The sequence below is a fragment of the Neorhizobium huautlense genome (genome assembly GCF_002968575.1).
Taxonomy (GTDB): Bacteria; Pseudomonadota; Alphaproteobacteria; order Rhizobiales; family Rhizobiaceae; genus Neorhizobium; species Neorhizobium huautlense.
Genome location: NZ_PVBM01000002.1, coordinates 82,837 through 106,307, shown reverse-complemented (window position 1 = coordinate 106,307; position 23,471 = coordinate 82,837). Strand labels below are relative to the sequence as shown.

The following is a 23,471-nucleotide window of genomic DNA, read 5'->3' as shown; positions in this document are numbered from 1 at the left end:
GTCGCCCCTGAAATTTAGAATTCTTCAAAAGAAGATAAGCCGTATCATCTTTTGGTTCAAGTGCGTCTTTACCATTTCGAGGTCAAGCGGGCTCTTTGTCTTGACGCTATCTCAGACGCAAAACCGCTGCACGTTTCCTCGAATTGTTCTAGCAAAGGGCGTCAATTTCCTCGGCCGTGAGCGTATCCGGGAGCACGGTAACTGGGATCGGGAAGGCCGCCGCCCGGCCGGCGATGGACGATACAAGCGGCCCCGGCCCTTCCTTGGCGGAACCGGCGGCGAGAACGAGGATGGCGATGTCGCGGTCCTCCTCGACCAGCTGATTGATCTGTTCCGTGGCACTGCCCTCGCGGATGACGATTTCCGGGTCGATGCCGATCGTTTCGCGCACCCGCTGCGCCGCCTTCGCCATGACCGCTTCGGCCTCTTCCATCGCCTCGGCGCGCATGATCTGCTCGACGCCGAGCCACTGCTGGAAATCGCCTTCGGGAATCACGAACAGGAGAACCAGGCCTCCATTCGAATTCTTGGCGCGACGGCCGGCATAATGGACGGCCTTTTCACATTCCGGCGTTCCATCGATGACCGCCATGAACTTGCGACGATGCCCTTCAAGCCGAGAAAGCCGTTTTGAAACCATGCTGCCCCCTCTTCGCCGGTTCACGACCGAAGCGGTCGCGATGGCGAACTTATACCAACAGCGAAAAATGAAAACCCGCCATGAAAGCCATGGCGGGTATGCAATCTTTCCGTGACGCCTGACTTATTTCAGAAAGCCGACGATATCGAAGACCTCGCCCATGACCTTCTCGGCCCGGGCGCGGGCGCGCTCGCCGCCATCGCGAAGGATCGCATCTATGTGGGTCGTATCGCCCAGAAGCCGCCGCATCTCGGCGGTAATCGGCGAAAGCACGCTGACCGCGAGATCGGCAAGCGCCGGCTTGAAGACCGAAAACTGCTGACCGCCGAACTCGGAAAGAATATCGGCCTTCGTCCTGTCTGCGAGCGCGGCATAGATGCCGACGAGATTGTCCGCTTCCGGGCGCCCCTTCAGTCCCTCGACCTCGCTCGGCAGACCTTCAGGATCGGTCTTGGCTTTACGGATCTTCTTGGCAATCTCTTCCGGCTCGTCCATCAGGTTGATGCGCGAAAGATCCGACGGATCGGATTTCGACATCTTCTTGGTGCCGTCGCGCAGCGACATGACGCGCGGCGCCGGACCCTCGATCAGCGGCTCGACCAGCGGGAAATAACCGTGGATCGGCTCCTCTCCGACGACCATGTCGACGCCGGTGCCGGTCGCGCGGATCTTCTCCTGGAAATCGATATTGAATTTCTGAGCGATATCGCGCGCAAGCTCGAGGTGCTGCTTCTGGTCGTCGCCGACCGGCACATGGGTGGCGCGGTAAACGAGGATGTCGGCGGCCATCAGGCTCGGATAGGCCAAGAGGCCGAGTGAGGCGTTTTCGCGGTCCTTGCCGGCCTTGTCCTTGAACTGGGTCATGCGGTTCATCCAGCCGATGCGGGCGACGCAATTGAAGATCCAGGCAAGTTCGGCATGCTGCGGCACGGCCGACTGATTGAAGACGATATGCTTCCTGGGGTCGATGCCCGAGGCGATAAAGGCTGCGGCGATGGAACGGATCTGGCCGCGAAGATCGTCATGGACGAGCTGGGCGGTGATCGCATGCAGGTCGACGACACAATAGATGCAGTCGTTGTTTTCCTGGAGTGCGACGAATTTGCGGATTGCGCCGAGATAATTGCCAAGATGGAGATTGCCGGTCGGTTGAACGCCGGAAAAAACAAGCGGCTTGAAGGAATTCATTATCGTCCTCGATAGGCTGGTGGAGGGCCCCAGGCCCGAAGGGCCATGTTGCTAACGCGCGGGCTTATGCACGGTGGAGGATGCGGGATCAAGGGGCGCGCGGGGCTTTATTTCAAGGCAGACTCGTCCCTTGGTGCTGTCGTGATTTTTCAGTTTCGGCCGGGACACGTCGTGTGCCTCGTATAAATTAGTTTAGGTGACACGCGACGTGTCCCGTTCGGTGTGTTTTTCCGCGCAACTCCGGTTCCTCTGTGGCGACCCGTTTGTCGATGATGTTTATCAGGGCCGGTTTGTGTGCGACACACGCACGCCCCGCCGGTTCCGGCGAGAGGGGAACCATTTTCTGCGCAGCCCCTGACGATCCGCTTGCATAAGGGCGGTTCGCCAGATCACCGGTCCCGCCTCGCCGGTTATGCGGGCCGGTGTAGCCGAAGCGGGGCAGGCAAATTCTAGGCGGAGCCGGTGCGGGCGGGGATGCGGGGGGATAATATTTCGTCTATGTCTTTGAAAAACGGGCGGGGATGGAAGAAAATCATCCCCGGACAGCCGATGCCGGGAAAGGAATGGCGAAAGCTGATCCACCTACCACTTTTGGTCTCAAGCTTTCCGTCGCCTACCTATAAAGGGGAATTTTCTTGCTCCCCCTCATCCGAAAAGATTAACGCCTGTTAGCCTTTAAGGCAGGAACTTTCCCATTTTTGAGCAAAAGCCTCCTTATTCGCGCCTCTTTTGGAAAAGAAATACTCTCCCCGTACCACGGTTAATCCGTCATGAACGACGGGTCTCATCTCGGGGGATGTCATGCGCAATATTTTTCGCGTCGCGCTTACCTGCCTTCTGGCGCTCGGATTCAATGTGAACGCCGAAGCCGGCGAAAGCCAGAAACGCCGAGGCAACATTTTCAGACACGACTATACCGCCTTTTACACCGTGCAACGGGTGAGCGTCCGGACGAACTGTTTTCCGGAAAAACTCGGAGCCATTCTTGCCCATATCGCAAAGCAGACCGGCCGAAAGCCGATGGTGACGTCCGGTCACCGGCCACGATCAGGCCGATCGCAGCACAGCAACTGCTACGCCGCAGATATCCGCGTGCCCGGCGTTTCGGAACGGACGATCCTTGCGGCGGCTTCCAGCGCGCCTGGAATCGGCGGCATCGGGCGCTACTGCAACGGCATCGTCCACGTGGATATCGGGCCTAAACGGCGCTGGGTCCATTGCGGGCGACGGTCGAGAGGCTAGCCTACCTTCGGCTTTCGCTTCAGGTTCCGCCGGATCATGCCGATATCGGCGCCGCCGATCAGGAAAGCGGCGGCAAAATAGACCACCATGGCAAGCATCAGCAGGGCGCCGAGTGCTGCAACCTGATAAAGCAGCGAAACCTGCGGCGCCAGCCACGGCCCGGCATAGGGCAGCGCATAGACGAGTGCTGCCGACATGATGCCGGCGGCGACCAGCAGCAGGATGAGCCGCTTCGCAAGCGCCCATTCCCAAGCAAGGTCGCCGCGCCAGAGGAGCGTCGAAAAGAGCAGGACGGTATTGATCCAGCCGGCGGCCGCCTCCGCCGTCGCGATGCCGCGCTCGGCGATCAGCGGAAAGAGCGAGATCGCCAGGACGGAATTCAGGACGACGGAGACCATGGTGAAACGCATCGGCGTCCTGGTATCCTCGCGGGCATAAAAGCCCGGCTGCAGCGCCTTGATCAGCACGAAGCCCGGAAGACCGACACCATAGATGGCGAGAATGGAAGCCACGACGTCAGTGTTTTCCGCCGAAAAGGCACCGCGCTCGTAGAGAACCCGGATGATCGCTTCCGAAAGTATCCAAAGACCTGCGGCGGCCGGCAGCGTCAAGAACAGCACGAACTCGATCGACCGGTTCTGGGTATTGGCAGCTTCCTTCACATGGCCAGCCTTCAAGGCTCTTGCGAGCTCCGGCAGCAGGACGACCCCGACCGCAACGCCGACCACCCCGAGCGGAAGCTGATAGATCCGGTCGGCGTATTGAAGTGCCGCGATCGCGCCCTCCTTGCCGGATGCGATCGCCTGGCCGATGATCTGGTTGATCTGGGTGATGCCGCCGGTCACGGCCGCCGGCACGGCGAGGACGAGAAGGCGCTTGACGTTCGACGTCATTCTCGGGCGGCGGAAGCCGATATTGATGCCGGCATGGCGCACGCCGACATAGACCACAGCCAATTGCAGGATGCCGGCGACCAGTACGCTCCAGGAGAGATACCAGGCGATGGTGAGCGGTTCAGCGCCGATCCAAAGCCCATAAAACAGGGCCGCGATCATCACGACATTGAGGAAGACCGGGGCGATCGCTGCCGCAAAGAAATGATGCAGCGAATTGAGCATACCGCTCATCATCGCCGTCAAGGACATGCACATCAGGTAGGGGAACATCACGGCCGCCATGCGGATCGTGATCGACGTCTTTTCCGGGTCATCAGCAAAACCCGGCGCGATCACCCATTCCACCAGCCACGGCATGGCCAGTTCCATGACGATGGTGATGATCATCAGGGCCGAAAACAGAACGCCGAAGACCTCTTCCGAAAACCGCTTGGCGCCTTCTATGCCGTTCGCCTCGATTTCCTTGGAGAAGAGCGGCACGAAGGCCGCATTGAAGGCGCCTTCGGCGAACAGGCGCCGGAAAAGGTTCGGAAAGCGGAAGGCGGCATAAAAGACATCGGCCATCGGCCCGGTGCCCAAGGCGGCCGCCATCAGCGTCTCACGCGCGAAACCGAAGATACGGCTGCCAAGCGTCGCACCGCCGACGGTCGCGAATTTTCTGACAAGGCTCATTGGGTGGGGCTCATCGTGTCGTGCGAAATAGCACCGGCTTCAGCAAGCCCGCCCCCCTCTGGCCTGCCGGCCATCTCCCCCACAAGGGGGGAGATTACAAGCGGCGCGCTTTTCCCGCCAAATTGGCGAAGAGCCGAATAGTGGCGCCTATTGTTTGGTGACACCGTTGCCACCAGCCGATCTCCCCCCTTGTGGGGGAGATGGCCGGCAGGCCAGAGGGGGGTGTACTTCCAAGCAAAGGTGTTCATCAAAGACGGCTCACGCGCTGGCCTTGGTCTTGCGCTGGGCAGGCGTCGGGGCCGGTGCGATGATGCCGGTCGGCATGCCGCTTCTCAACTCGTCTTCCTGTTCCGACATGACGGCCTTCAGCCTCGCGGAGATATTGCCCTGGCGGTTCTCGTTGATGATCTTCGAGCCGACGAGATCGGTTACGTAGAACGTATCGATGACCTTTTCGCCGAAGGTGGTGATATGCGCTGAATGGATATCGAGCGACAGGTCGGCCAGGACCGCTGTGATATCCGCAAGCAGGCCGGTACGGTCCAGGCACTCCACCTCGATGACGGTGAACTTGTTCGAAAGCGCGTTCGAGATGGTGACGGAGGGCGGCAGGACGAAGGTCTTGTTGCGCTTGCGGGATTTGGCGCGCGTGGCGATAACTTCCGGCAGGCGTTTCTTGCCCGACAGCACGTCCTCGATCATGCGGCTGATCGTGCCGGCGCGGCGAAGCTCGTCCTCGTCCACCTGGAATTCGCGATTGATGAGAATCGTGTCCAGCGCACGCCCGTCGGATGTGGTGAAGATCTGCGCGTCGGCGATATTGGCGCCCGCCGCGGCGCAAGCGCCGGCGATGATCGACAGGAGGCGCGGATGGTCCGGCGCCAGAATGGTAATCTCGGTGATCGCATGAAACGAGTCGGTGCGGACCATGGTAGCAAGCGCCTGGCCGGACTTGTCCGCATCGCGGATGAATTTGGCGTGGCGCACCTGATCGTCCAGCGATACCGAGAGCAGATAAGGCTGGTAATGCAGCTTGGAATAGGTGCGGCGCTCCTTCTGGCTCCAGTCGACGAGCGCCTTGAAAAGCTCCTCTTCCGCCTGCTTGGCGCGCTCCTTGCGCGACAGCTCCGAGAAGCCGCCGGACAGGAGCAGCTCGGTCTCATAATAAAGCGTGCGCAGGAGCTGGCCCTTCCAGCCGTTCCAGACGCCCGGACCGACCGCACGGATATCGCAGATGGTCAGCACCAGGAGCAGCTTAAGCCGGTCCATCGACTGCACTTTTTCGGCAAAGTCGGTAACGGTCTTGCGATCGTGCAGGTCGCGCGTCTGGGCGGTCATCGACATCAGGAGATGTTCCTCGATCAGCCAGACGACCAGTTCGGTCTGTTTCGGGTTGAGCCCGAGCCGCGGGCAGAGCTTGCGCGCAATGCGGGCGCCGGCGATCGAGTGATCCTCCTGGCGACCCTTGGCGATATCATGCAGCAGGACGGCGACGTAAAGCACCGTCCGATCCTCGATGCTCGGCATCAACTTGTTCGAGAGCGGATGAATATCGGCGGCCTTGCCCTGGTCCACCTCGGACAGCGCTTCCACCGAGCGTATCAGGTGTTCGTCGACCGTGTAGTGATGATACATGTTGAACTGCATCATCGCCACGACCTTGCCGAACTCGGGAATGAAGCGGCCGAGAACGCCCGCCTCGTTCATGCGGCGGAGCATGAGGGCTGGGTCACGGCGCGAGGTCAACATGGAGAGGAAGAGGCGGTTGGCCTCTTCGTTCTCGCGAACGTCGTTGTCGATCAGCGACAGCGATCGGGTCATGTGCTTCAGCGCGTCCGGATGCAGCTCAAGCCCGTTGATATCCGCCACATGGAAGAAGCGGATGATATTGATCGGATCGCGCCTGAAGACATCCGGGTCGGCAAGCGTGATGCGGCCGCGATCTTCCACAAATTCCACCGTGCCGGGGATCTTGCGCAGCCGCTTGGTAAAGCGCGAGATGACACGCTGGGTCAGGCCCGGCGCCGCCTTCGCCTGATGTTCTTCGAGCGCGGCGCACAGGATGCGGGTCAGATCGCCGACATCCTTGGCGACCAGGAAATAATGCTTCATGAAGCGCTCGACCGCGGACATGCCCGGACGCGAATGGTAACCGAGGCTTTCGGCGATTTCGCGTTGGATGTCGAAGGAAAGGCGTTCCTCCGCCTTGCCGGTCAGAAAATGCATGTGGCAGCGAACGGCCCAAAGGAAGTCATCCGCCTTGTCGAACAGGCGCCATTCCTCGCGCGACAGGACGCCGAGCTTGACAAGATCGGCCGTATCGCGGACGCGGTAATAATATTTCGCGATCCAAAAGAGGGTGTGAAGGTCGCGAAGACCGCCCTTGCCTTCCTTCACGTTCGGCTCCACGAGATAGCGGGTATCGCCCGCTTTCTGGTGGCGCTGGTCGCGCTCGGCGAGCTTGGCGGCGATGAATTCAGGGCCTGTGTCGGCGACGATCTCCTTGTCGAAGCGGGTCTCCAGCTCCTTCACCAGACGCTCGCAGCCGCAGATGTCGCGGCTCTCGAGGATGGCCGTGCGGATCGTCATGTCCGTCTTGGACAGGCGGATGCATTCCTCGAGGGTGCGGGTGGCATGGCCGACCTTGAAGCCCAGGTCCCACAGGACGTAAAGCAGGAACTCCACGGCCTTGCGCATATTCTCCGAATTTTTCTCCGGGAGAAGGAAGAGAAGGTCGATATCGGACCCCGGCGCCAATGTGCCGCGACCATAACCGCCGACAGCCGCGATCGCGATCGCGCTGCTCTCCGGATAGAGGCCGGCTGCGATGGTTTCGTGCAGGACGCAGATTAGCTGATCCTGAAGCCAGGAAATGCGCCGCGCGCAGGCGAGCCCGCTGCCGTCCCTGGCCAACAGTTCCCGCGCCTTTTCGCGTCCTTCGACGCTGGCGCGGCGCAGGACCGGCAAGAGAGCGGCGCGGAGTTCGAGCTGCGAGCGGTTCTTGTCCTCGGCGATCGCCTTGCATTCGGCCCTGAGTCGGGTTGCGTCGAGCAGTTCAGAAAAATCGATATCGTGTCTGGCCATGTTATCCTGCCGGTGCCGGCCTGCCGGGGAGGCTATAGCGATTTCGGGGCACCTTGACCAACAATTATCACTGCCGGTCGTTTCAAAGTTGTTTCTTCCCGACACAAAGTTCAAGTCCGCTTCGGTTCTGCGGAGCCGCTTTGCGCCTGCTTGGCCCATATGCGGTACTGCGCCGGGCTCATGCCCGTCACGCGACGGAATTCGCGGTTGAAGTTCGATTTCGTCGAAAAGCCGACATCCAACATGATCGCCGTGACCGTCCGTTCGCTTTGCCGCAGGAGCCGGCAGGCTTCCGCGACGCGCCGGTTGTTGACGAATTGCGAGACGTTGAGCCCGGTCGCGCGGTTGACGGCGGAAGAGACATCCCGCACGGAGAGGCCGGTCCTGCGGGCAAGCTTCGCGAGGCTCAGATCTTCGCTCTTGTAGAGTTCGCGATCCTCCAGCGCCACCTCCACACGGGCGAGGATGGCGCGGTCTTCCGCGGTCGCCTCCATTGCCGGCCTTGCCGGAGCGCCTGAAGCCGAAAGCTCCGGCGCGAAGTAATAGACCACCACGGCGGCGATTGCGGCGATATTCATGATGGCGACCACGAAAGGCACGTCATCGGAGCCGTAGAGGCCTGCATAGACGGCGAGGCCTGCGTCGCTCACGGCAAAGAAGAACATCAGTCCGGCAGTGAGGCGCGCCGCACGAAGCGCCGGGCGCATCCGCTGCAGCGAAGCCTCGGCCATGACCTCGGTGCCGTTCGCCATGGTGAGCCGCCAGAGCGCGAAAGCGTAGCCGAGGAAGATCGCCAGCAGCAGCAGGTCCACCAGATCGCGGAAGAAGCCAACAGCGACCGAAACGGCAAGCGGCGGCAGCAGATGGAGCAAGGGCCTCGGGAGAGGCTTCGCCGTCAGACCGCGAAACGCCAGAAAAGCAAGCGGCGGCATGAGGGATGCCGAGACTGGAAGAAAGGGTGTCAACCCCTCGACACCATAACCAAAGCGCAGACCCACACCGATGCCCTGCAAGGCATAAAGGACGAGAAAAGCATAAAAATAACGGCGGGTGCCGGGGACTTCGACGCCCTTCAGGCTGCGATAAAGCGTCAGCGCGAAGACAAGGCCGGCAAGGAATGGCAAGGGAATGGAGAGCAATGCAGATATCCGACGAAAGTCGCCTCAAATCCAGATTTCGATGCCTATCATGTTCCAAGTCGAAAAGCATGAAGAGACCGCCGCAGGATGCGCCGGCCGTCTTGCTCTCAGATCAAAAGCTGTCAGTTCAGCTGCTTCTTCAGCGCATAAAGCGCGTCCAATGCCTCGCGCGGTGTCATGTCGTCTGGATTGATTGCCTTCAGCGCTTCCTCGATTTTCGACGGCCCGGCGCGTTTGGCTTCTTCACGGCGCACTGCGACCTGGAAGAGCGGCAGGTCGTCGATCAGTTGGCTTGCCGGGTTCTTGCGGTCGGAATCTTCCAGCTTGGTGAGAACGTCGCGAGCGCGAGCAACGACGGAATCAGGCAGGCCGGCAAGCCGGGCGACCTGGATACCGTAGGAGCGGTCGGCAGCACCTGGGCCGACCTCATGCAGGAAGATCACCTCGCCGTCCCATTCCTTGACCTTCATCGTGGCGTTGGAGAGGCGGGTGAGCTTTTCCGACAGCACCGTCAGCTCATGAAAATGAGTAGCAAAGAGGCCGCGGCACCGGTTCGCCTCGTGCAGGTGCTCGACCGCCGCCCAGGCGATCGACAGGCCATCGAAAGTGGCGGTGCCGCGGCCGATCTCGTCCAGGATGACCAGCGACCGGTCGGTCGCCTGATTGAGAATCGCCGCCGTCTCGACCATCTCCACCATGAACGTCGACCGGCCGCGCGCCAGGTCATCCGATGCACCGACGCGTGAGAAAAGCCGGTCGACGATGCCGATATGGGCTGACGTCGCGGGTACGAAGGAGCCCATCTGCGCAAGGATGGCGATCAGCGCATTCTGGCGCAGGAAAGTCGACTTGCCGCCCATGTTCGGACCGGTCAGCAGCCAGAGCGCGCCGAACTCGCCGGTCCCATACGGGGAAAGATCGCAGTCGTTGGCGATGAAGGGACCCGAGGACTGCCGGCGCAACGCCTGTTCGACGACGGGATGGCGGCCCCCTTCGATCGCGAACATGCGGGAGGCATCAACGACGGGGCGGCGGTAGTTCCATTCCTCGGCGAGCATGGCGAGACCGGCGGCCACATCCACGACGGCGAGTGCTCGGGCGCCAGCCTTGATCGCCTCGGCTTCGGCGGTAACGGCCTCGACCATCTGGCCGAAGGCTTCGAGCTCGATCGTCAGCGCCCGATCGGCAGCGTTGGCGATGCGGCTTTCAAGATCTGCAAGCTCGGTCGTGGTGAAGCGCATGGCGCTTGCCATGGTCTGGCGATGGATGAAGCGCGCCTTGCCCTCCGGCGTGTCTGTCATCGTGCCGGAATTGCCGGCCGTGACCTCGATGAAATAGCCAAGCACGTTGTTGTGCTTGATCTTCAGCGATTTGATGCCGGTTTCCTCGGCATATTGAAGCTGGAGCGCGGCAATCACCCGGCGCGACTGATCGCGCAGGGCACGGACCTCGTCCAGCTCCGAATGGGCGCCTTCGGCCAGGAAGCCGCCGTCGCGCTTCAGGAGCGGCAGTTCCTTGGCCAGCATGTTTCCAAGCATCGATTCCAGGTGCAGCGGAAGGGCTTTCAAATCGGTGAGCGCATTGCCGAGCTCTTCCGGCAGCAGAGCACCATCAAGAAAGGCCGCCACGCCGCGCGCCGCTTCCAGCCCCTGCAGGATGCTGCCGAGATCGCGCGGACCGCCGCGATCCAGCGCCAGACGGGACAGCGCACGCGGCATATCCGGCACGTGTTTCAGCGAAGAACGAAGCTCGGAGCAGAGCCCAGGCTCCTCCAAGAGGAACGAAATCGAGTCGAGCCGCCGGTTGATGCGGTCGGGATCAGTCAGCGGTGACATCAGCCGCTCGGCGAGCAGACGAGCGCCGCCACCGGTGACGGTGCGGTCGATCGCCTTCAGGAGAGTGCCTTCGCGTTCACCGGACAGTGTGCGGGTGAGTTCCAGGTTGCCGCGGGTGGCGGGATCGATAAAGAGCGTCGAGGCGCCGCTTTCGCGTTCCGGCCGGCCGAGCGGCGGGCGTTCGGCAATCTGGGTCTTTTCCACATAGGCGACCGCGGCCGCGGCGGCGGCCAGCTCGGAGCGGGAGAAGGTGCCGAAGCCGTCCAGCGTGCCGACACCGAAATAGCGGGCGATCCGGCCTTCGGCGCTGGCGCTGTCGAACAGAACGGATGGCTGCGGCACGGCAACCTTGCCCAGCATGTCGAAGACCGGCTTCAACTCCGCATCGTGGAAAATAGTGTCAGCCAAGATCAGCTCGCGCGGATCGATGCGCAGGATATCGGCGAGCAGGCGCGACGGATCGGTTTCAGCGACCCGGAAGACGCCGGTCGAGATGTCGATCCAGGCAAGCGCCATTTGCGCTTCCGAGGAGCCGCGGATGCGGGCGAGCGCCATCAGATAGTTGGATTCGGAGGCGACGAGCAGCTTTTCTTCTGTGATCGTGCCCGGCGTCACGAGCCGGACGACATCGCGCTTTACGACCGATTTCGAACCGCGCTTCTTTGCTTCCGCCGGGTCCTCCACCTGTTCGCAGACGGCAACGCGGAAGCCGAGCGAGATCAGCTTCTGGAGATAGTCGTCCGCCGCATGCACGGGCACGCCACACATGGGAATATCCTGGCCCATGTGCTGGCCACGCTTCGTCAGGGTGATGCCGAGCGCGCGGGACGCATCGATCGCATCCTCGAAGAACAGTTCGTAGAAATCACCCATGCGATAGAAGAGCAGCGAACCGGGGTTGTTCGCCTTGATCTCGATATACTGCTCCATCATCGGCGTCGCGGACGCGCGGCTTTCCTCCGAGGCAAGCTCGGCTGCATTCAGGGCTTCGATGGAGAATCTTTCAAATTGGGTCACAGAACCGATTTCTTGTTGCGCACAGGAATTGGCGACACTATCGATGTTGGCCCCTGAAAGACAATAATCTGCCGCGGCCTGGAGGACGGCTGCCCACAAAAAGCTGAAAGCTGGAGGAGACATGCCCGTCAACGACAAGGCCCGCACGCGCACATCCGTGACCGAACAGGAGGCGCTCGACTTTCATTCCGAAGGCCGACCCGGGAAACTCGAGATCAATCCGACCAAACCGATGGCGACGCAGCGCGATCTTTCGCTCGCCTATTCACCTGGCGTCGCCGTGCCCGTCAAGGCGATCGCGGCCGATCCTGCCACCGCCTACGATTACACGACGCGCGGCAATATGGTCGCCGTCATCTCCAACGGCACGGCGATCCTCGGCCTCGGCAATCTCGGGGCACTTGCCTCCAAGCCTGTCATGGAAGGCAAGTCCGTCCTCTTCAAGCGCTTTGCCGACGTCGATTCCATCGATCTCGAGGTCGATACCGAGAACGTCGACGAATTCATCAACTGCGTGCGCTTCCTCGGCCCCTCCTTCGGCGGCATCAATCTCGAAGATATCAAGGCGCCGGAGTGCTTCATCATCGAAAGCCGCTTGCGCGAGCTGATGGATATCCCGGTCTTCCATGACGACCAGCACGGCACGGCAATCATTGCCGCCGCCGGCCTCATCAATGCGCTGGAACTGACCGGACGCGACCTCAAGACGACGAAGCTCGTCTGCAACGGCGCGGGGGCTGCGGCGATCGCCTGCGTCGAACTCATCAAGGCGATGGGCTTCAATCCGGAAAACATCATCCTCTGCGACACCAAGGGCGTCATCTTCCAGGGGCGCACCGAGGGTATGAACCAGTGGAAATCGGCGCATGCGGTGAAGACGAGCAAGCGGACGCTTGAAGAGGCGATGAAGGGCGCGGATGTCGTGTTCGGCCTTTCCCAGAAAGGCGCCTTCAGCGAAGAGATGATCCGCTCCATGGCCGACAAGCCGATCATCTTCGCCATGGCGAACCCGGATCCGGAAATCACGCCGGAAGAAGTCGCCCGTATCCGTGACGATGCGATTATGGCGACCGGCCGCTCGGACTATCCGAATCAGGTCAACAACGTCCTCGGCTTTCCTTACATTTTCCGGGGCGCTCTCGACGTTCGGGCAAGCCAGATCAACGATGCGATGAAGATCGCGGCTGTCAGAGCCCTTGCCAAACTGGCACGGGAAGACGTGCCGGACGATGTCGCCGCGGCCTACCAGGGCAACCGGCCGCGCTTCGGCGCTCAATATATTATCCCCGTGCCGTTCGATCCGCGGCTGATTTCGGCGATCCCGGTCGCCGTTGCGGAAGCGGCAATGGAAAGCGGCGTGGCGCGCAGGAACATTACGGACCTTGCCGCCTATGGCCGCGAGCTCTCCGCCCGCCGCGACCCCATCGCCGCTACCACCCAAGGCATTTACGAGCGCGTGCGCCGCTTTCCGAAACGGGTGGTCTTCGCGGAGGCGGAGGAAGAACAGGTCATGCGGGCGGCGATCTCCTTCTGCCATCAGGAACTCGGAACCGCAATCCTGCTCGGCCGCGACGACGTGATCCGCGCGACAGCGGAAAAGGCCGGCATAGAGCTCGACCGCCCCGGCATCGAAATCCTCAATGCCCGCCTTTCCAATCGGGTCGAGGCTTATACGGATCATCTCTACGCCCGGCTGCAACGGCAAGGATTCCTGCATCGCGACGTCCAGCGCCTCATTCACAACGACCGCAACCACTTTGCCGCGACCATGGTGGCGATTGGCGACGCGGACGCGATGGTAACCGGCACGACCCGCAACTACGCGACCGCACTGCAGGATATTCGCCGCTGCATCGACCCCAAGCCCGGCCACAAGGTGATCGGCGTCTCGCTAGTGATCTCGCGCGGCCGGACGATCTTCGTCGCCGATACGGCGGTCCACGACATGCCGAATGCCGAGGACATCGCCGATATCGCCGTCGAAGCCGCACGCGTTGCCAAGCGCATGGGTTACGAGCCGCGCGTTGCATTGCTTGCCTATTCCACCTTCGGCCAGCCGATCGGCGAGCGTTCCGAACGGGTGCGCGAGGCGGTGAAGATCCTCGACCAGCGGCGGGTGGACTTCGAATACGATGGCGAGATGGGAGCCGACGTGGCGCTCAATCCGCACCGCATGGAGCAGTACCCGTTCTGCCGGCTTTCCGGCACCGCCAACGTGCTCGTCATGCCGGCGATCCATTCGGCATCGATCTCGACACGCATGCTGCAGGAGCTTGGCGCTTCGACAGTCATCGGACCGCTACTCGTCGGACTCGACAAGTCGGTGCAGATCACTTCGATGGGCGCCAAGGACAGCGACATCGTCAACATGGCGGCGATCGCAGCTTACAATGCCGGGACGTGAGCCCCAGTGAAGACAGCACCCGGGTGGACGAAGTTTAGTAAACTAAGTCCACTCGATTACTTTTGCCACGAAGACGGTCAATATTCATGAAGCGAAAACTCATCTGTCGCACTTTGTCGAGGAGGCGGCAAAAGGAGAGGGTTTTGTGATCGCCAGAGCTGGCAAGCAGAGCATGACCGAAGGCATGCCGCTGCTGACTCCGGACGAACGATCGCGCAATATAACGGGCCAATCAGGCTGGTGCGTTAGCTCGCAAACCGGCCGGCGTCGGCGCCATAGTAGTTGACGTAGCGGCTGGAGATCGAGGCGATCGGCAAGACGACGAGCACGTCGGTCGTATTGAAGGCGTGGTCGACGACGGCACCGTCGCCGATCATCGCACCGAGACGCAGATAGCCCTTGATCAGCGGCGGCAGGGCCATCAGCGCCTTCTTGGCGTTGACGCCTTCGAATGGCATCAGATCCATCTTGCGATAGAGTTCCGGACGGGCGGAGACTGCCCACTCCCCCTTGGTAGAAACCGTGTGATGCAGGAAGGACAGCGCCAGCGCGTGCTCCTCCGGGTAGATTCCCGGGAAGGAGGCACAACCGAACATGGCGCTCATGCCGTGTTTCAGCGAGTAGGCCCAGTTGCCCTGCCAGAGCAGTTCGACGGTGCGTTTGGTGCGATAATCCGGCAATACGCAGGAACGGCCAAGTTCCATGAACTGCTTGTCCGGGTGACGGGAGAGCAGCGGCTCGATGTCGAACTCGGAGGCCGAATAGAAGCCGCCGTTGGCGAGCGCCACGTCCTGCCTCAGCAGGCGATAGGTGCCGACGATCTGGTCCTCGATATCGCCCTCAATCGCATGGTCGATCACAAGCAGATGGTCGCAGATAGCGTCATAGGAATCGACATCGCGCCGGCGCCGCATGGCGTCCGAATTCAGGGTCGCGCCCATCTCTTCGACAAAGACGCGGTAACGCACGGCCTGCGCGGCGTCGATTTCGCGATCATTGCGTGCAAGCCGGGTTTCCAGCGTGCCTATGCGGCCGAAGGTATCGCCGCTTGCCGGGGCAGGTGCCGGCGACTGGGTTTTTTCAGAGGTCAAGTTACGGTTCAGGAGTTCAAGTGTCATGGTGATTCGTCCCGTACCGGTTGGATCACCGCCATAAATCACGTCTCTGCAACAGGAACGTGACAACTTTTGTGACAATATGTTCCGGTAGTGATTCCGTCAACGGATCTGTTGACGACCGGACGCGGCCGCGTCCAGAGCCTGGATCTCGTCCAGAAGCTTCAGCGGGTCGACCGGTTTGCCCAAGACAACGCTCGCGCCATTAAGGAGGGCCTCCCGCCGGATATTTTCCCGGCTTTCTCCGGTGAGGACGATGACCGGAACGGGTGCGAGGCCGCCCTGGTTCTCTACCTTGCGCAATGCCGAGAGTAGGTCGAGTACCGTCCCTCCCGGCATATGCATATCCGAGATAACCAGATCGGGCCGGGCCTCTTCCCGCAGCGCATCTTCCAGCAATGCGGGAAAATCTTCGGCGAGGATGACGCGATGCCCTGCCTTTACGAGAATGGAACGGGTGAGCAGGGCGCTGACCGGATCATCTTCACCGAGCAGGATAGAAAGACCATCGACCTGTTTTTCGATCACGGGCGCCGGCGGCACCTGGTTGTCGTTCAGCGCATCGCGCGTGCCGAACCCCCTGAGCAGGCCGCTCAGCACGTCGATCAGCGATTTCTCGCGAAGCGGCCGAATGAGCCAGGCATCGAAGAAATCCTGCGGCTGGGAGGCTCGTTCCTCCGGGTTGACAAGCAGGATACGGTGCAGCGGCGCATGCGCTTTTTCATTGGCGTAGTCGGATGCCAGCCGGTGGTCGACGATGAGATCGGTGTAGGGCACAGGCCCGGCTTCCGCCCGGTCGATCAGCATCTGGGCCTCCGCCGTATTCGACACGTGCCGGCAGCGACCGCCCAGGGTCTCGATGGTCGCGACCATCGCCCTCGCCGCCGGGCCATCGGGCGCCAGAAGCAAGACACGGGAGCGGGCCAGCAACTGGTTACGCTCGACGGTGCCGGATTGCGCAACTTCCGCAAGCTGCAGCGGAAAGCGGATCGTGAAGGTGCTGCCGCTTCCCTTGCGACTCGCAACGGACAGAGAACCGCCGAATTCGGTGAGGATGCGAGAGGCAATTCCGAGGCCGAGCCCGGTGCCTCCGCTGCGCGCTTCAGCGGTGCCCATTTGTTCGAACTCACCGAAGATCCGCCGCTGTTCGTCGGGCGTCATGCCGGGACCGCTATCGATGACCGCAATCGCTACATTGCCGTTGTCGACACAGGCCCGCACCAGAACGCCGCCCTCCGCGGTGAACTTAACGGCATTGCCGATCACGTTGAAAAGCACCTGCCGGATGCGCGCTGGATCGAAGTCCAGCAGATCCGGGAGATCGGCGTCTACGGTGGCGGCGATTTCGATGCGTTTTTCGTGCGCACGAGGCGCCAGCAGTTCAACCACGCTTTCGATCACATGCCGCAGGTTCTCGGCGCGATTGTTGAGCTTGAAGCGGCCTGCCTCCAACGTCGAATAGTCGAGCAGGTCCTCCACGAGCTGCGCCAGGGCATAACCGGACTGGCGGATGCCGCTCAGATAGTTCTGCTGCTCTGCGGTCAGCTTCGTCTGGCCGAGCAGATGGGTCATCCCGAGGATGCCGTTCAGCGGCGTGCGGATTTCATGCACAACCGTCGCGATCTGCCGGGATTTTGCCGCACTGGCAGCCTCGGCATCTTTCCAGGCCTGATGCAGGCGGGAAACCGTGCGCCTGCGGCGCCATTCAAAGATGCGGGAAAACAGCGCCGCGACCGCATTGGCCGGTGGGCGGGGTTGTTCGCGTGGACCAAGGCCCAAGGCAGGCACAGCCTGCTCCTCCACCGGTTCGGCATTTTCGACCGAGGTGGGAGACGCGAACGCTTTGGCGATACGCTCATGTATTTCGGCAATGTCGCGCATATGGGGAAGACTACCGAGGTTTCTTTCCCAATCCTTAGAGCAATCAGGTAAAATTTTACTGATCGGCGGTTTTCGGTCCGAAAAGCTCGTCAAGGACCACCAGGCCGGCACCCACGGTGATAAAGCTATCGGCCAGATTGAACACCGCAAAGGACCAGGTTGCCGTGTGGAAAAGAATGTAGTCGATCACGTGGCCATATAGAAAACCGTCGATCAGATTGCCGATCGCACCAGCAATGATCAATGCGAAGCCCGCATGGGCGAAAGCCCGATCCCTCGGAGTGCGCCGCCAGAGCCAGACGACGAAGGCGACGATGACGATTCGCATACCGATGATGAATTCGCGCTCCATTCCCGAGAGAAGGGAGAAAGCGACGCCCAGATTATAGGTGCGGTAAAGCGCCAGGACGGGCAGCAACGGCACGGCTTCTTCCATGGGAAGATAATTTTCGACGGCAATCTTCACCACCTGATCGAGGACGACAGCTACGACGATGACGATCAGGGCCACCAACGGCCTTGAAAGAAAGGTGGCGCGTTCGGTCATTTCTTCTCGTCCAGGGTCAGGAGGTGGCGCCGCGCCTCGAACAGCATGATGGCGGTGGCGACGGCGAGGTTCAGCGAATCCGCCCTCCCCTGCTGCGGGATCCGGACCGTGCGATCGGCAGCCCTGGCGAGGTTGTCCGGCAGGCCGGACTGCTCGTTGCCCATCAAAAGCACAACCGGCTTTCCGGCATAATCGACGGTCCGGTAGTCGACGGCGCCGGCGAGATGCGTGGCCACGACCTCGACGCCGGAACGCTTCTGCCAGGCGAGAAACTCCTCTGCGGAACATTTCACCACCGGCATGGCAAAGACCGAGCCCATGGTGGCACGAACCGTCTCCAGCGAGAACGGATCGGTGGATTCGCCGACGAGGACAACGGCGGACGCTCCCGCCGCATCAGCCGTCCGGATGATCGTGCCGAGATTGCCCGGATCGCGGACCCGATCGAGCGCCACCAGCGTTTCGTTCCTGGCCGGTTTCAGATCGTCGAGCTTCTTCCAGCGCTGTTCGAAGATGCCGACAACCATTTGGGGATTATCGCGGCGGGTGACCGACGACAGCACCTTTTCGCTCACTTCCAGAACCAGCCCGCCGTGTGCCACGGTCTTTGCCGCCACCTGTTCGACCAGCGGCTTGCCCTTGGCTGCCTTGGAATAGACGAGCGTGCGGATCGACCAGCCGAGTTCCAGCGCGTCGATGACGAGTTTCAGGCCTTCGGCCATGAAAGTGCCGCTCTCCTCGCGGTCCTTCTTGTTGGTTAGCGCCTTGATATCCTTGATGATCGGGTTGGCGAGCGAAGTGACTTCCTTCACCTGGCCGACGCGTCGTGGCCCAGTCTTGTGATATTCGTCGGTCATGCGGGTACCCAGCGACTGAAAAGGGACGTGGACAAGGCCCGGCCGGGGCTCTTGCCGTCCAGTCCGGCCTCGCGAATGACAAGTTCGCCGGATTCCACCACGCCGCCTGCACCGCGCATCGTCTCGCGCATCAGTTCGTGAATGGAATAGAAGCTCGCGCGGATCGAATAGGCCGTGAGAACCAGACCGATCGCTTTCGGCGAAAGCAGTTCCCGGCAGATGTCCAGCATCAGTGGCAAATGATCGAAGAGCTGCCAGACCTCACCGTTGGGGCCACGGCCGAATTTTGGCGGATCGGTGAGGATGATGTCATAGCGGTTGCCACGGCGTTCCTCCCGCAGGATGAACTTCATGGCATCCTCGCAGATCCAGCGGATCGGCGCCTTTTCAAGCCGCGCCAGCGCCTGGTTTTCGCGGGCCCAGCCGATTGCCTTTTTGGAGGCATCAACGTGCGTGACCTCGGCGCCAGCGGCGGCTGCAACAAGTGAGGCCACACCGGTGTAACCAAAGAGATTCAGCACCTTGACAGGGCGGTTCGCCTCCTCGGCCCGACGCTTCATCCAGTCCCAATGAACGATCTGCTCGGGAAAGACGCCGACATGCCGGAAGGCCGTGAAGCGGCCGAGAAAATCAACCCCGAGCAGCGATAGCGGCCAGGTTTCGCCAAGAACATCCTTCGGGAAACGCCAGCGGCCCATGCCGTCCTCGTCCGTATCACCGGTGAAGACCGCATCCGCCTTTTCCCATACATGGGCGGGAAGCGACGGCTGCCAGAGCGCCTGCGCCTCCGGCCGGACGATGCGATACGGACCGTATTGCTCCAGCTTCAAGCCGTTGCCGCTGTCGATCAGGTGGAAATCACCTGCGCCGGAGGATTCCAGGATGACCGGCACCCGTTCAACCGGCCTCTCCCCCTGGCGGGCAAGAAGCGCGCGCGTTTCCGCTGGTGCCGTTGCGGCCGCATGCTTTGCGGCCTTCTCCGGGGCGCGGGCCGCCTGCCTTGCCGGCTGCGGCTTGGCTGACGCCGCCGGACCGCGCGCAGCCGTTTTTGGGGCAGCGGCCTGAACCTTCTTTGCCGGCCGCCTTTCCTTGTTCTTCAATGCGCTCATCCGCTCAGATTGGTAATCGTGGGGCAGCAGATAGCATTTGCCCGGCATTCTTCAAAGTCACTGCCGGACAGATGCCGCGTTTTATTCATCGGGCCACACGCCCACCAATGTTCCCCTTGGCAAAACGAGACGCCGCAGCAATAGTACCGCCACAGGTCTTGGGAGGATCACGACATGGATATGGGCGGCGAAGAACGAATTGCAGCACCCCGCCAAGTGGTGTGGGAGGCACTCAACGATCCGGAAATTCTCCGCCAGTGCATTCCGGGCTGTCAGACGCTTGAGCAGAAATCGCCGACCGAACTTGTCGCGGCGGTCAAGCTGAAGATCGGTCCGGTTTCGGCGAATTTTTCCGGCGAAGTGACCTTGTCCGACGTCAACCCGCCGGAGAGCTACACGATTTCCGGTGAAGGCAAGGGCGGTATCGCCGGTTTCGCCAAGGGATCGGCAACCGTGACGCTGCTGGAAGACGGCTCCGAAACCTTGCTGCGCTATTCGACGAAAGCGCAGGTCGGCGGCAAGCTCGCCCAGCTCGGCTCTCGCCTCATCGATTCGACATCGCAAAAACTCGCCGGCCAGTTCTTTGCAGACTTCAACAAAGCGGTGATGGCAAAGACCGGGCAAGCTTAGGCCAAAGCCCGTCTATTTGGAAACCAGTTGCCGAGAGGCCGGCTGACCGCCTACGGCAGCCTTGTGTTCCTTCTGCCAGCGCACTGCCTCGCGTGCCTCGACACGAGCCTGCTTGCGATGCCTGCCCTGGCTCCACCAGGTCACAGCCGCGCCGACCAGCATGCCAAAGAGAAGGGCAAGAAACAGGAACAGGAAGAAAGGCGCGCTGACGGCCAGCACGCTGTCTTCCGGCCGGAATGGATTGAGTGCAAGCGTCACCATCTGACGGTTCGCCACCGCCAGCACGATCAATATGATCCCGAGCGGCACGAAGATCACGAGGCTGAGGATCTTTTTGAGCTTGTCCATGGGTAATCTCCGGCAACAGGTCAATCGCCGCTTTACCGGCGTCTGTTGCAGAATAGGCGCGCTTTATGGGGTTTCAAGGGCGACGCAAAGCCGCGCCACAGAGGATTAATCCTCTTCGTCGGCAAGATCCGGATTCAGGCGTTCGCGGAGTTCCTTGCCGGTTTTGAAGAAGGGAACCCATTTCTCTTCCACGAACACACTTTCGCCGGTGCGCGGGTTGCGGCCGGAACGGGAGGGACGATTCTTCACCGAAAAGGCGCCGAAGCCACGCAATTCGACCCGGTTTCCGGCGGCAAGGGCATCCGTGATCTCGTCGAGCACGGCGTTCACGATGTTCTCGACGTCGCGATGGTAGAGATGCGGATTGCGAGCTGCAACGATCTGCACCAGTTCTGACTTGATCACGGTTGCCCCCTGAAAAAACTAGATTTTCAACCGCGCCCAACCTGCCAAACCGAGACCAGACCGTCAAGGAACAACTTGTCCGCGCCGAAGATGCGGAGCATATCCGGCGCGATGGCCTCGCCCAGGCCGGTCTGCTTGACGAACTGGCCAAGCATGCTCGCAAGCCAGAAGGACGACGACGAGTTCCGCTCCTTCCAGTCGACAACCGGCAGGTCCTTAGAGACGCCACGCGATTCCAGATAAACGCGGATGTCCTCGTCGCCGCCGAGCTTGTCGACCAGTTTGGCCGTTAGCGCCTGGCGACCCGTGAAGATCGCCCCGTCTGCGAGCTTCAGCACCTCGTCGCGCGGCAGCTTCCGGCGGTCTGCAACGAGATCGACGAACCAGGCATAGCTGTCCATCACCATGTTGCGGATCATCGTCTTTGCTTCTTCGCTCGCCGGGTGGAAGGGAGAAGGCTCAGCCTTCAGCGGCGCCGATTTGATCTCTTCCAGCGAAACACCGACCTTCTTCATCACCTCATCGACCTGCGGATACTGAAAGATCACGCCGATCGAACCGGTAATCGAGCTTTCGCCAGCGACGATCTGATCGCCTGCAGTGGCGATCATGTAACCGGCCGAGGCAGCAAGGGTGCGGATATCCGAAACGACGGGCTTTTTTTCCGCCACCTTGCGGATGGCCTTGAAAATACGCTCCCCGCCGTAAGTCGTACCGCCGGGCGAAGAGATCGAAACGACGAGGGCTTTGGCGCGGTCGCTCTCGGCGATCCGCTCGAGCCGCTCCAGCAGTTCCTTGTCATCGGTGATCAGCCCCGAAATCTCGATACGGGCAACATGGGGCACCGCGGATCCGGCGCCTTCGCCAAAAGCAGTGCGATAGAGCGCGAAGCCGATGCCGACCAGGAAAACCAGGGCGACGATACGCCAGAAGCTCAGCTTGCGGCGCAGGTTCCGCCTGTCCGCGATTGCCATTTGATCCATGGAAAATGCCCTTTGAAATGCGCTTCCGTTGCTAAATAGGCTCTCTAGCGCGTTTTGCAGCGGCGCACATCACGTTTTTATATTGTCCGTTATTGTTTGTTGATGAATAAAAACCATATTGGCGGACAACGAAAGCCTGCCCGATGCATGCCGGCGCCATTCGAATGGCGCCGCGGCGGTGGCAGGCAAAGAAGGACCTATCCGGCACCCATGCTGCAGAATATCCGAAAAACGGCAGGCCTTGCGCTGGCGCTGCAGCCCCAGGCGGATGCATATCAGGCCGCGCTTGCGCATTCCGCCATGGTACGGAAGCTGAAGGTCCTGTTGCCAATCGCCGCAGCCGTGATCTCGGCGGCATTCATCGGCGTTTCCATCATCCGCGCCTATTTGCCGGAAAATCTGTCCATCGAAAACGCCCGCATCGAGAACGGCAAGATCGTCATGGAACGGCCAGCCATTTCCGGCCGCAACAATGACGGCATCAGCTATTCGATGACGGCCAACCGCGCCCTTCAAGATATCGAGAACCCGAACAAGATCACGCTTGAAAACGTCAAGGCCGCCGTACCCGTCAACGACGACGTGATCGCCCGCGTGATTGCCACCGGCGCCGATTTCGACCGCGGCACCGACATGCTCGACCTCACCGCTCCCTTCGACGTCAACCTCTCCAACGGGATCACCGCCCGCTTCAAATCCGCACATCTCGATGTCAATGCCGGCGTCATGGATACGCCCGATCCCGTCGACATTTCGATGAAGGAAGGTTCGATTGTTGCAGACTCTTTAAAGATAACGGATAAGGGACGCACCATCACCTTCAAAGGTCAGGTTCGCGTCCATCTCGATCCTACCGCCATCCGCAACCAAGGCAAATAGAGCCCGGCCGTCATGACTAATCGCCGCCTTCTCAACCGGAATACCGCATTCTTGATCGCGGCAAGCTTCGCGTGCTGTTTTGCCGCAACAGCCTCCGCCCAATCGACAACCAGCCAGATGGAGGGCCTGAAGCTCTCCAACGACCAGCCGATCCAGATCCAGAGCGATCAGCTCGAGATCAAGGAACAGGAAAAGAAAGCCTTCTTCACCGGCAACGTCCAGGTCGTGCAAGGCTCGACCACGATGAAGGCCGGCAAGATGACCGTCCTCTATACCGGTGAAGGCGCGTCCGTAACGTCCGGCAACGCCAATATCGATAAGATCTTCCTGGACGATACCGTTTTCCTGACCTCCGGCACCCAGCAGGCGACCGCCGAAAAAGGCGAGTTCGACATGGCGACACAAACCTTCGTGCTTTCAGGAAAGCAGGTTGTCCTGTCGGAAGGCCCCAACGTCTTTAAGGGCTGTAAGCTGACGGTGCTGATGGAAACGGGCCAAGCCAAGCTCGATGCCTGCGGCGGCCGGGTCGAAATCCTGCTCGACCCGAAGTCGCGGCAGCCGCAACAGAAGCAATAATAGACATATCTCGTGAAAACACCG

At 61.0% G+C, this 23,471-nt stretch carries 19 protein-coding genes; 5 read left to right on the top strand and 14 right to left on the bottom strand.

Annotated features, from left to right (window positions below):
* Positions 1–148 precede the first annotated feature (148 nt).
* Positions 149–640: a universal stress protein gene (locus C5L12_RS02625; protein ID WP_105370471.1), complete on the bottom strand. Its 492-nt coding sequence runs from the start codon at positions 638–640 to the stop codon at positions 149–151.
* A gap of 123 nt (positions 641–763) precedes the next feature.
* Positions 764–1,828 (bottom strand): tryptophan--tRNA ligase, encoded by a 1,065-nt coding sequence (trpS, locus tag C5L12_RS02620; protein ID WP_105370470.1) that lies wholly within the window; start codon positions 1,826–1,828, stop codon positions 764–766.
* A gap of 801 nt (positions 1,829–2,629) precedes the next feature.
* On the opposite strand from trpS, the gene C5L12_RS02615 reads away from it, so the two are divergent.
* Complete coding sequence (locus C5L12_RS02615) at positions 2,630–3,070, top strand: YcbK family protein (protein WP_105370469.1); 441 nt, start codon at positions 2,630–2,632, stop codon at positions 3,068–3,070.
* On the opposite strand, the gene murJ is transcribed toward C5L12_RS02615, so the two are convergent.
* The 4 genes from murJ to mutS all read right to left on the bottom strand — a co-directional run bounded on the left by murJ (position 3,067) and on the right by mutS (position 11,629).
* A complete protein-coding gene (gene murJ / locus C5L12_RS02610; RefSeq protein WP_105370468.1) occupies positions 3,067–4,638 on the bottom strand; it encodes a murein biosynthesis integral membrane protein MurJ in 1,572 nt (523 codons plus the stop codon). The two genes, C5L12_RS02615 and murJ, sit on opposite strands and share 4 nt — an antisense overlap.
* A 258-nt stretch (positions 4,639–4,896) precedes the next feature.
* Positions 4,897–7,722: a [protein-PII] uridylyltransferase gene (locus C5L12_RS02600; RefSeq protein WP_105370466.1), complete on the bottom strand. Its 2,826-nt coding sequence runs from the start codon at positions 7,720–7,722 to the stop codon at positions 4,897–4,899.
* A 110-nt stretch (positions 7,723–7,832) separates the two neighbouring features.
* The gene (locus tag C5L12_RS02595) at positions 7,833–8,861 is read right to left on the bottom strand and encodes a helix-turn-helix domain-containing protein (RefSeq protein ID WP_105370465.1); all 1,029 of its coding nucleotides are present in this window, start codon (positions 8,859–8,861) and stop codon (positions 7,833–7,835) included.
* 122 nt (positions 8,862–8,983) lie between these two features.
* Complete coding sequence (gene mutS, locus C5L12_RS02590) at positions 8,984–11,629, bottom strand: DNA mismatch repair protein MutS (RefSeq protein WP_245422743.1); 2,646 nt, start codon at positions 11,627–11,629, stop codon at positions 8,984–8,986.
* Positions 11,630–11,834: 205 nt separating this feature from the next.
* On the opposite strand from mutS, the gene C5L12_RS02585 reads away from it, so the two are divergent.
* Entirely contained in the window at positions 11,835–14,117 is a 2,283-nt protein-coding gene (locus C5L12_RS02585) for an NADP-dependent malic enzyme (protein WP_105370464.1), read from the top strand.
* A gap of 245 nt (positions 14,118–14,362) precedes the next feature.
* Here the strand turns inward: C5L12_RS02585 and olsB are convergent, their stop codons facing one another.
* The 5 genes from olsB to C5L12_RS02560 form a co-directional block, all read right to left on the bottom strand.
* On the bottom strand, positions 14,363–15,235 hold the full coding sequence (gene olsB / locus C5L12_RS02580) for a l-ornithine N(alpha)-acyltransferase (RefSeq protein ID WP_105370463.1): 873 nt from the start codon (positions 15,233–15,235) through the stop codon (positions 14,363–14,365).
* 99 nt (positions 15,236–15,334) lie between these two features.
* The gene (locus tag C5L12_RS02575; RefSeq protein WP_105370462.1) at positions 15,335–17,113 is read right to left on the bottom strand and encodes a hybrid sensor histidine kinase/response regulator; all 1,779 of its coding nucleotides are present in this window, start codon (positions 17,111–17,113) and stop codon (positions 15,335–15,337) included.
* A gap of 55 nt (positions 17,114–17,168) precedes the next feature.
* Positions 17,169–17,660: a signal peptidase II gene (gene lspA, locus C5L12_RS02570; RefSeq protein ID WP_105370461.1), complete on the bottom strand. Its 492-nt coding sequence runs from the start codon at positions 17,658–17,660 to the stop codon at positions 17,169–17,171.
* Complete coding sequence (locus C5L12_RS02565) at positions 17,657–18,517, bottom strand: TrmH family RNA methyltransferase (RefSeq protein WP_105370460.1); 861 nt, start codon at positions 18,515–18,517, stop codon at positions 17,657–17,659. The genes lspA and C5L12_RS02565 overlap by 4 nt, the downstream gene beginning before the upstream one ends.
* Positions 18,514–19,617: a class I SAM-dependent methyltransferase gene (locus C5L12_RS02560; protein ID WP_425350728.1), complete on the bottom strand. Its 1,104-nt coding sequence runs from the start codon at positions 19,615–19,617 to the stop codon at positions 18,514–18,516. Before C5L12_RS02560 ends, C5L12_RS02565 begins: the two co-directional genes overlap by 4 nt.
* Before the next feature lie 183 nt (positions 19,618–19,800).
* On the opposite strand from C5L12_RS02560, the gene C5L12_RS02555 reads away from it, so the two are divergent.
* Positions 19,801–20,256, top strand: coding sequence for an SRPBCC family protein (locus tag C5L12_RS02555; protein ID WP_105370459.1), 456 nt, complete (start codon positions 19,801–19,803; stop codon positions 20,254–20,256).
* A gap of 12 nt (positions 20,257–20,268) precedes the next feature.
* On the opposite strand, the gene C5L12_RS02550 is transcribed toward C5L12_RS02555, so the two are convergent.
* The 3 genes from C5L12_RS02550 to sppA all read right to left on the bottom strand — a co-directional run bounded on the left by C5L12_RS02550 (position 20,269) and on the right by sppA (position 21,992).
* Positions 20,269–20,604 (bottom strand): lipopolysaccharide assembly protein LapA domain-containing protein, encoded by a 336-nt coding sequence (locus tag C5L12_RS02550; RefSeq protein WP_105370458.1) that lies wholly within the window; start codon positions 20,602–20,604, stop codon positions 20,269–20,271.
* Positions 20,605–20,709: 105 nt separating this feature from the next.
* Positions 20,710–21,009 (bottom strand): integration host factor subunit beta, encoded by a 300-nt coding sequence (locus C5L12_RS02545; protein WP_105370457.1) that lies wholly within the window; start codon positions 21,007–21,009, stop codon positions 20,710–20,712.
* A gap of 26 nt (positions 21,010–21,035) precedes the next feature.
* Positions 21,036–21,992 carry a signal peptide peptidase SppA gene (gene sppA / locus C5L12_RS02540; RefSeq protein ID WP_105370456.1) on the bottom strand — a complete coding sequence of 319 codons (957 nt, stop codon included), beginning with the start codon at positions 21,990–21,992 and terminating at the stop codon, positions 21,036–21,038.
* Positions 21,993–22,202: 210 nt separating this feature from the next.
* Between sppA and lptC the strand changes: the two genes are divergently transcribed.
* Positions 22,203–22,871, top strand: coding sequence for an LPS export ABC transporter periplasmic protein LptC (gene lptC / locus C5L12_RS02535; protein ID WP_105370708.1), 669 nt, complete (start codon positions 22,203–22,205; stop codon positions 22,869–22,871).
* 117 nt (positions 22,872–22,988) lie between these two features.
* Positions 22,989–23,447, top strand: coding sequence for an LptA/OstA family protein (locus tag C5L12_RS02530; RefSeq protein ID WP_245422742.1), 459 nt, complete (start codon positions 22,989–22,991; stop codon positions 23,445–23,447).
* Positions 23,448–23,471: the final 24 nt, after the last annotated feature.

What these genes read in the sequence shown, in the direction of transcription:
- C5L12_RS02625 (WP_105370471.1), bottom strand. Translation starts at nt 640, where the DNA reads ATGGTTTCAAAACGGCTTTCTCGGCTTGAAGGGCATCGTCGCAAGTTC.
- trpS (WP_105370470.1), bottom strand. Translation starts at nt 1,828, where the DNA reads ATGAATTCCTTCAAGCCGCTTGTTTTTTCCGGCGTTCAACCGACCGGC.
- C5L12_RS02615 (WP_105370469.1), top strand. Translation starts at nt 2,630, where the DNA reads ATGCGCAATATTTTTCGCGTCGCGCTTACCTGCCTTCTGGCGCTCGGA.
- murJ (WP_105370468.1), bottom strand. Translation starts at nt 4,638, where the DNA reads ATGAGCCTTGTCAGAAAATTCGCGACCGTCGGCGGTGCGACGCTTGGC.
- C5L12_RS02600 (WP_105370466.1), bottom strand. Translation starts at nt 7,722, where the DNA reads ATGGCCAGACACGATATCGATTTTTCTGAACTGCTCGACGCAACCCGA.
- mutS (WP_245422743.1), bottom strand. Translation starts at nt 11,629, where the DNA reads ATGATGGAGCAGTATATCGAGATCAAGGCGAACAACCCCGGTTCGCTG.
- C5L12_RS02585 (WP_105370464.1), top strand. Translation starts at nt 11,835, where the DNA reads ATGCCCGTCAACGACAAGGCCCGCACGCGCACATCCGTGACCGAACAG.
- olsB (WP_105370463.1), bottom strand. Translation starts at nt 15,235, where the DNA reads ATGACACTTGAACTCCTGAACCGTAACTTGACCTCTGAAAAAACCCAG.
- C5L12_RS02575 (WP_105370462.1), bottom strand. Translation starts at nt 17,113, where the DNA reads ATGCGCGACATTGCCGAAATACATGAGCGTATCGCCAAAGCGTTCGCG.
- lspA (WP_105370461.1), bottom strand. Translation starts at nt 17,660, where the DNA reads ATGACCGAACGCGCCACCTTTCTTTCAAGGCCGTTGGTGGCCCTGATC.
- C5L12_RS02565 (WP_105370460.1), bottom strand. Translation starts at nt 18,517, where the DNA reads ATGACCGACGAATATCACAAGACTGGGCCACGACGCGTCGGCCAGGTG.
- C5L12_RS02555 (WP_105370459.1), top strand. Translation starts at nt 19,801, where the DNA reads ATGGATATGGGCGGCGAAGAACGAATTGCAGCACCCCGCCAAGTGGTG.
- C5L12_RS02550 (WP_105370458.1), bottom strand. Translation starts at nt 20,604, where the DNA reads ATGGACAAGCTCAAAAAGATCCTCAGCCTCGTGATCTTCGTGCCGCTC.
- sppA (WP_105370456.1), bottom strand. Translation starts at nt 21,992, where the DNA reads ATGGATCAAATGGCAATCGCGGACAGGCGGAACCTGCGCCGCAAGCTG.
- lptC (WP_105370708.1), top strand. Translation starts at nt 22,203, where the DNA reads ATGCTGCAGAATATCCGAAAAACGGCAGGCCTTGCGCTGGCGCTGCAG.
- C5L12_RS02530 (WP_245422742.1), top strand. Translation starts at nt 22,989, where the DNA reads ATGGAGGGCCTGAAGCTCTCCAACGACCAGCCGATCCAGATCCAGAGC.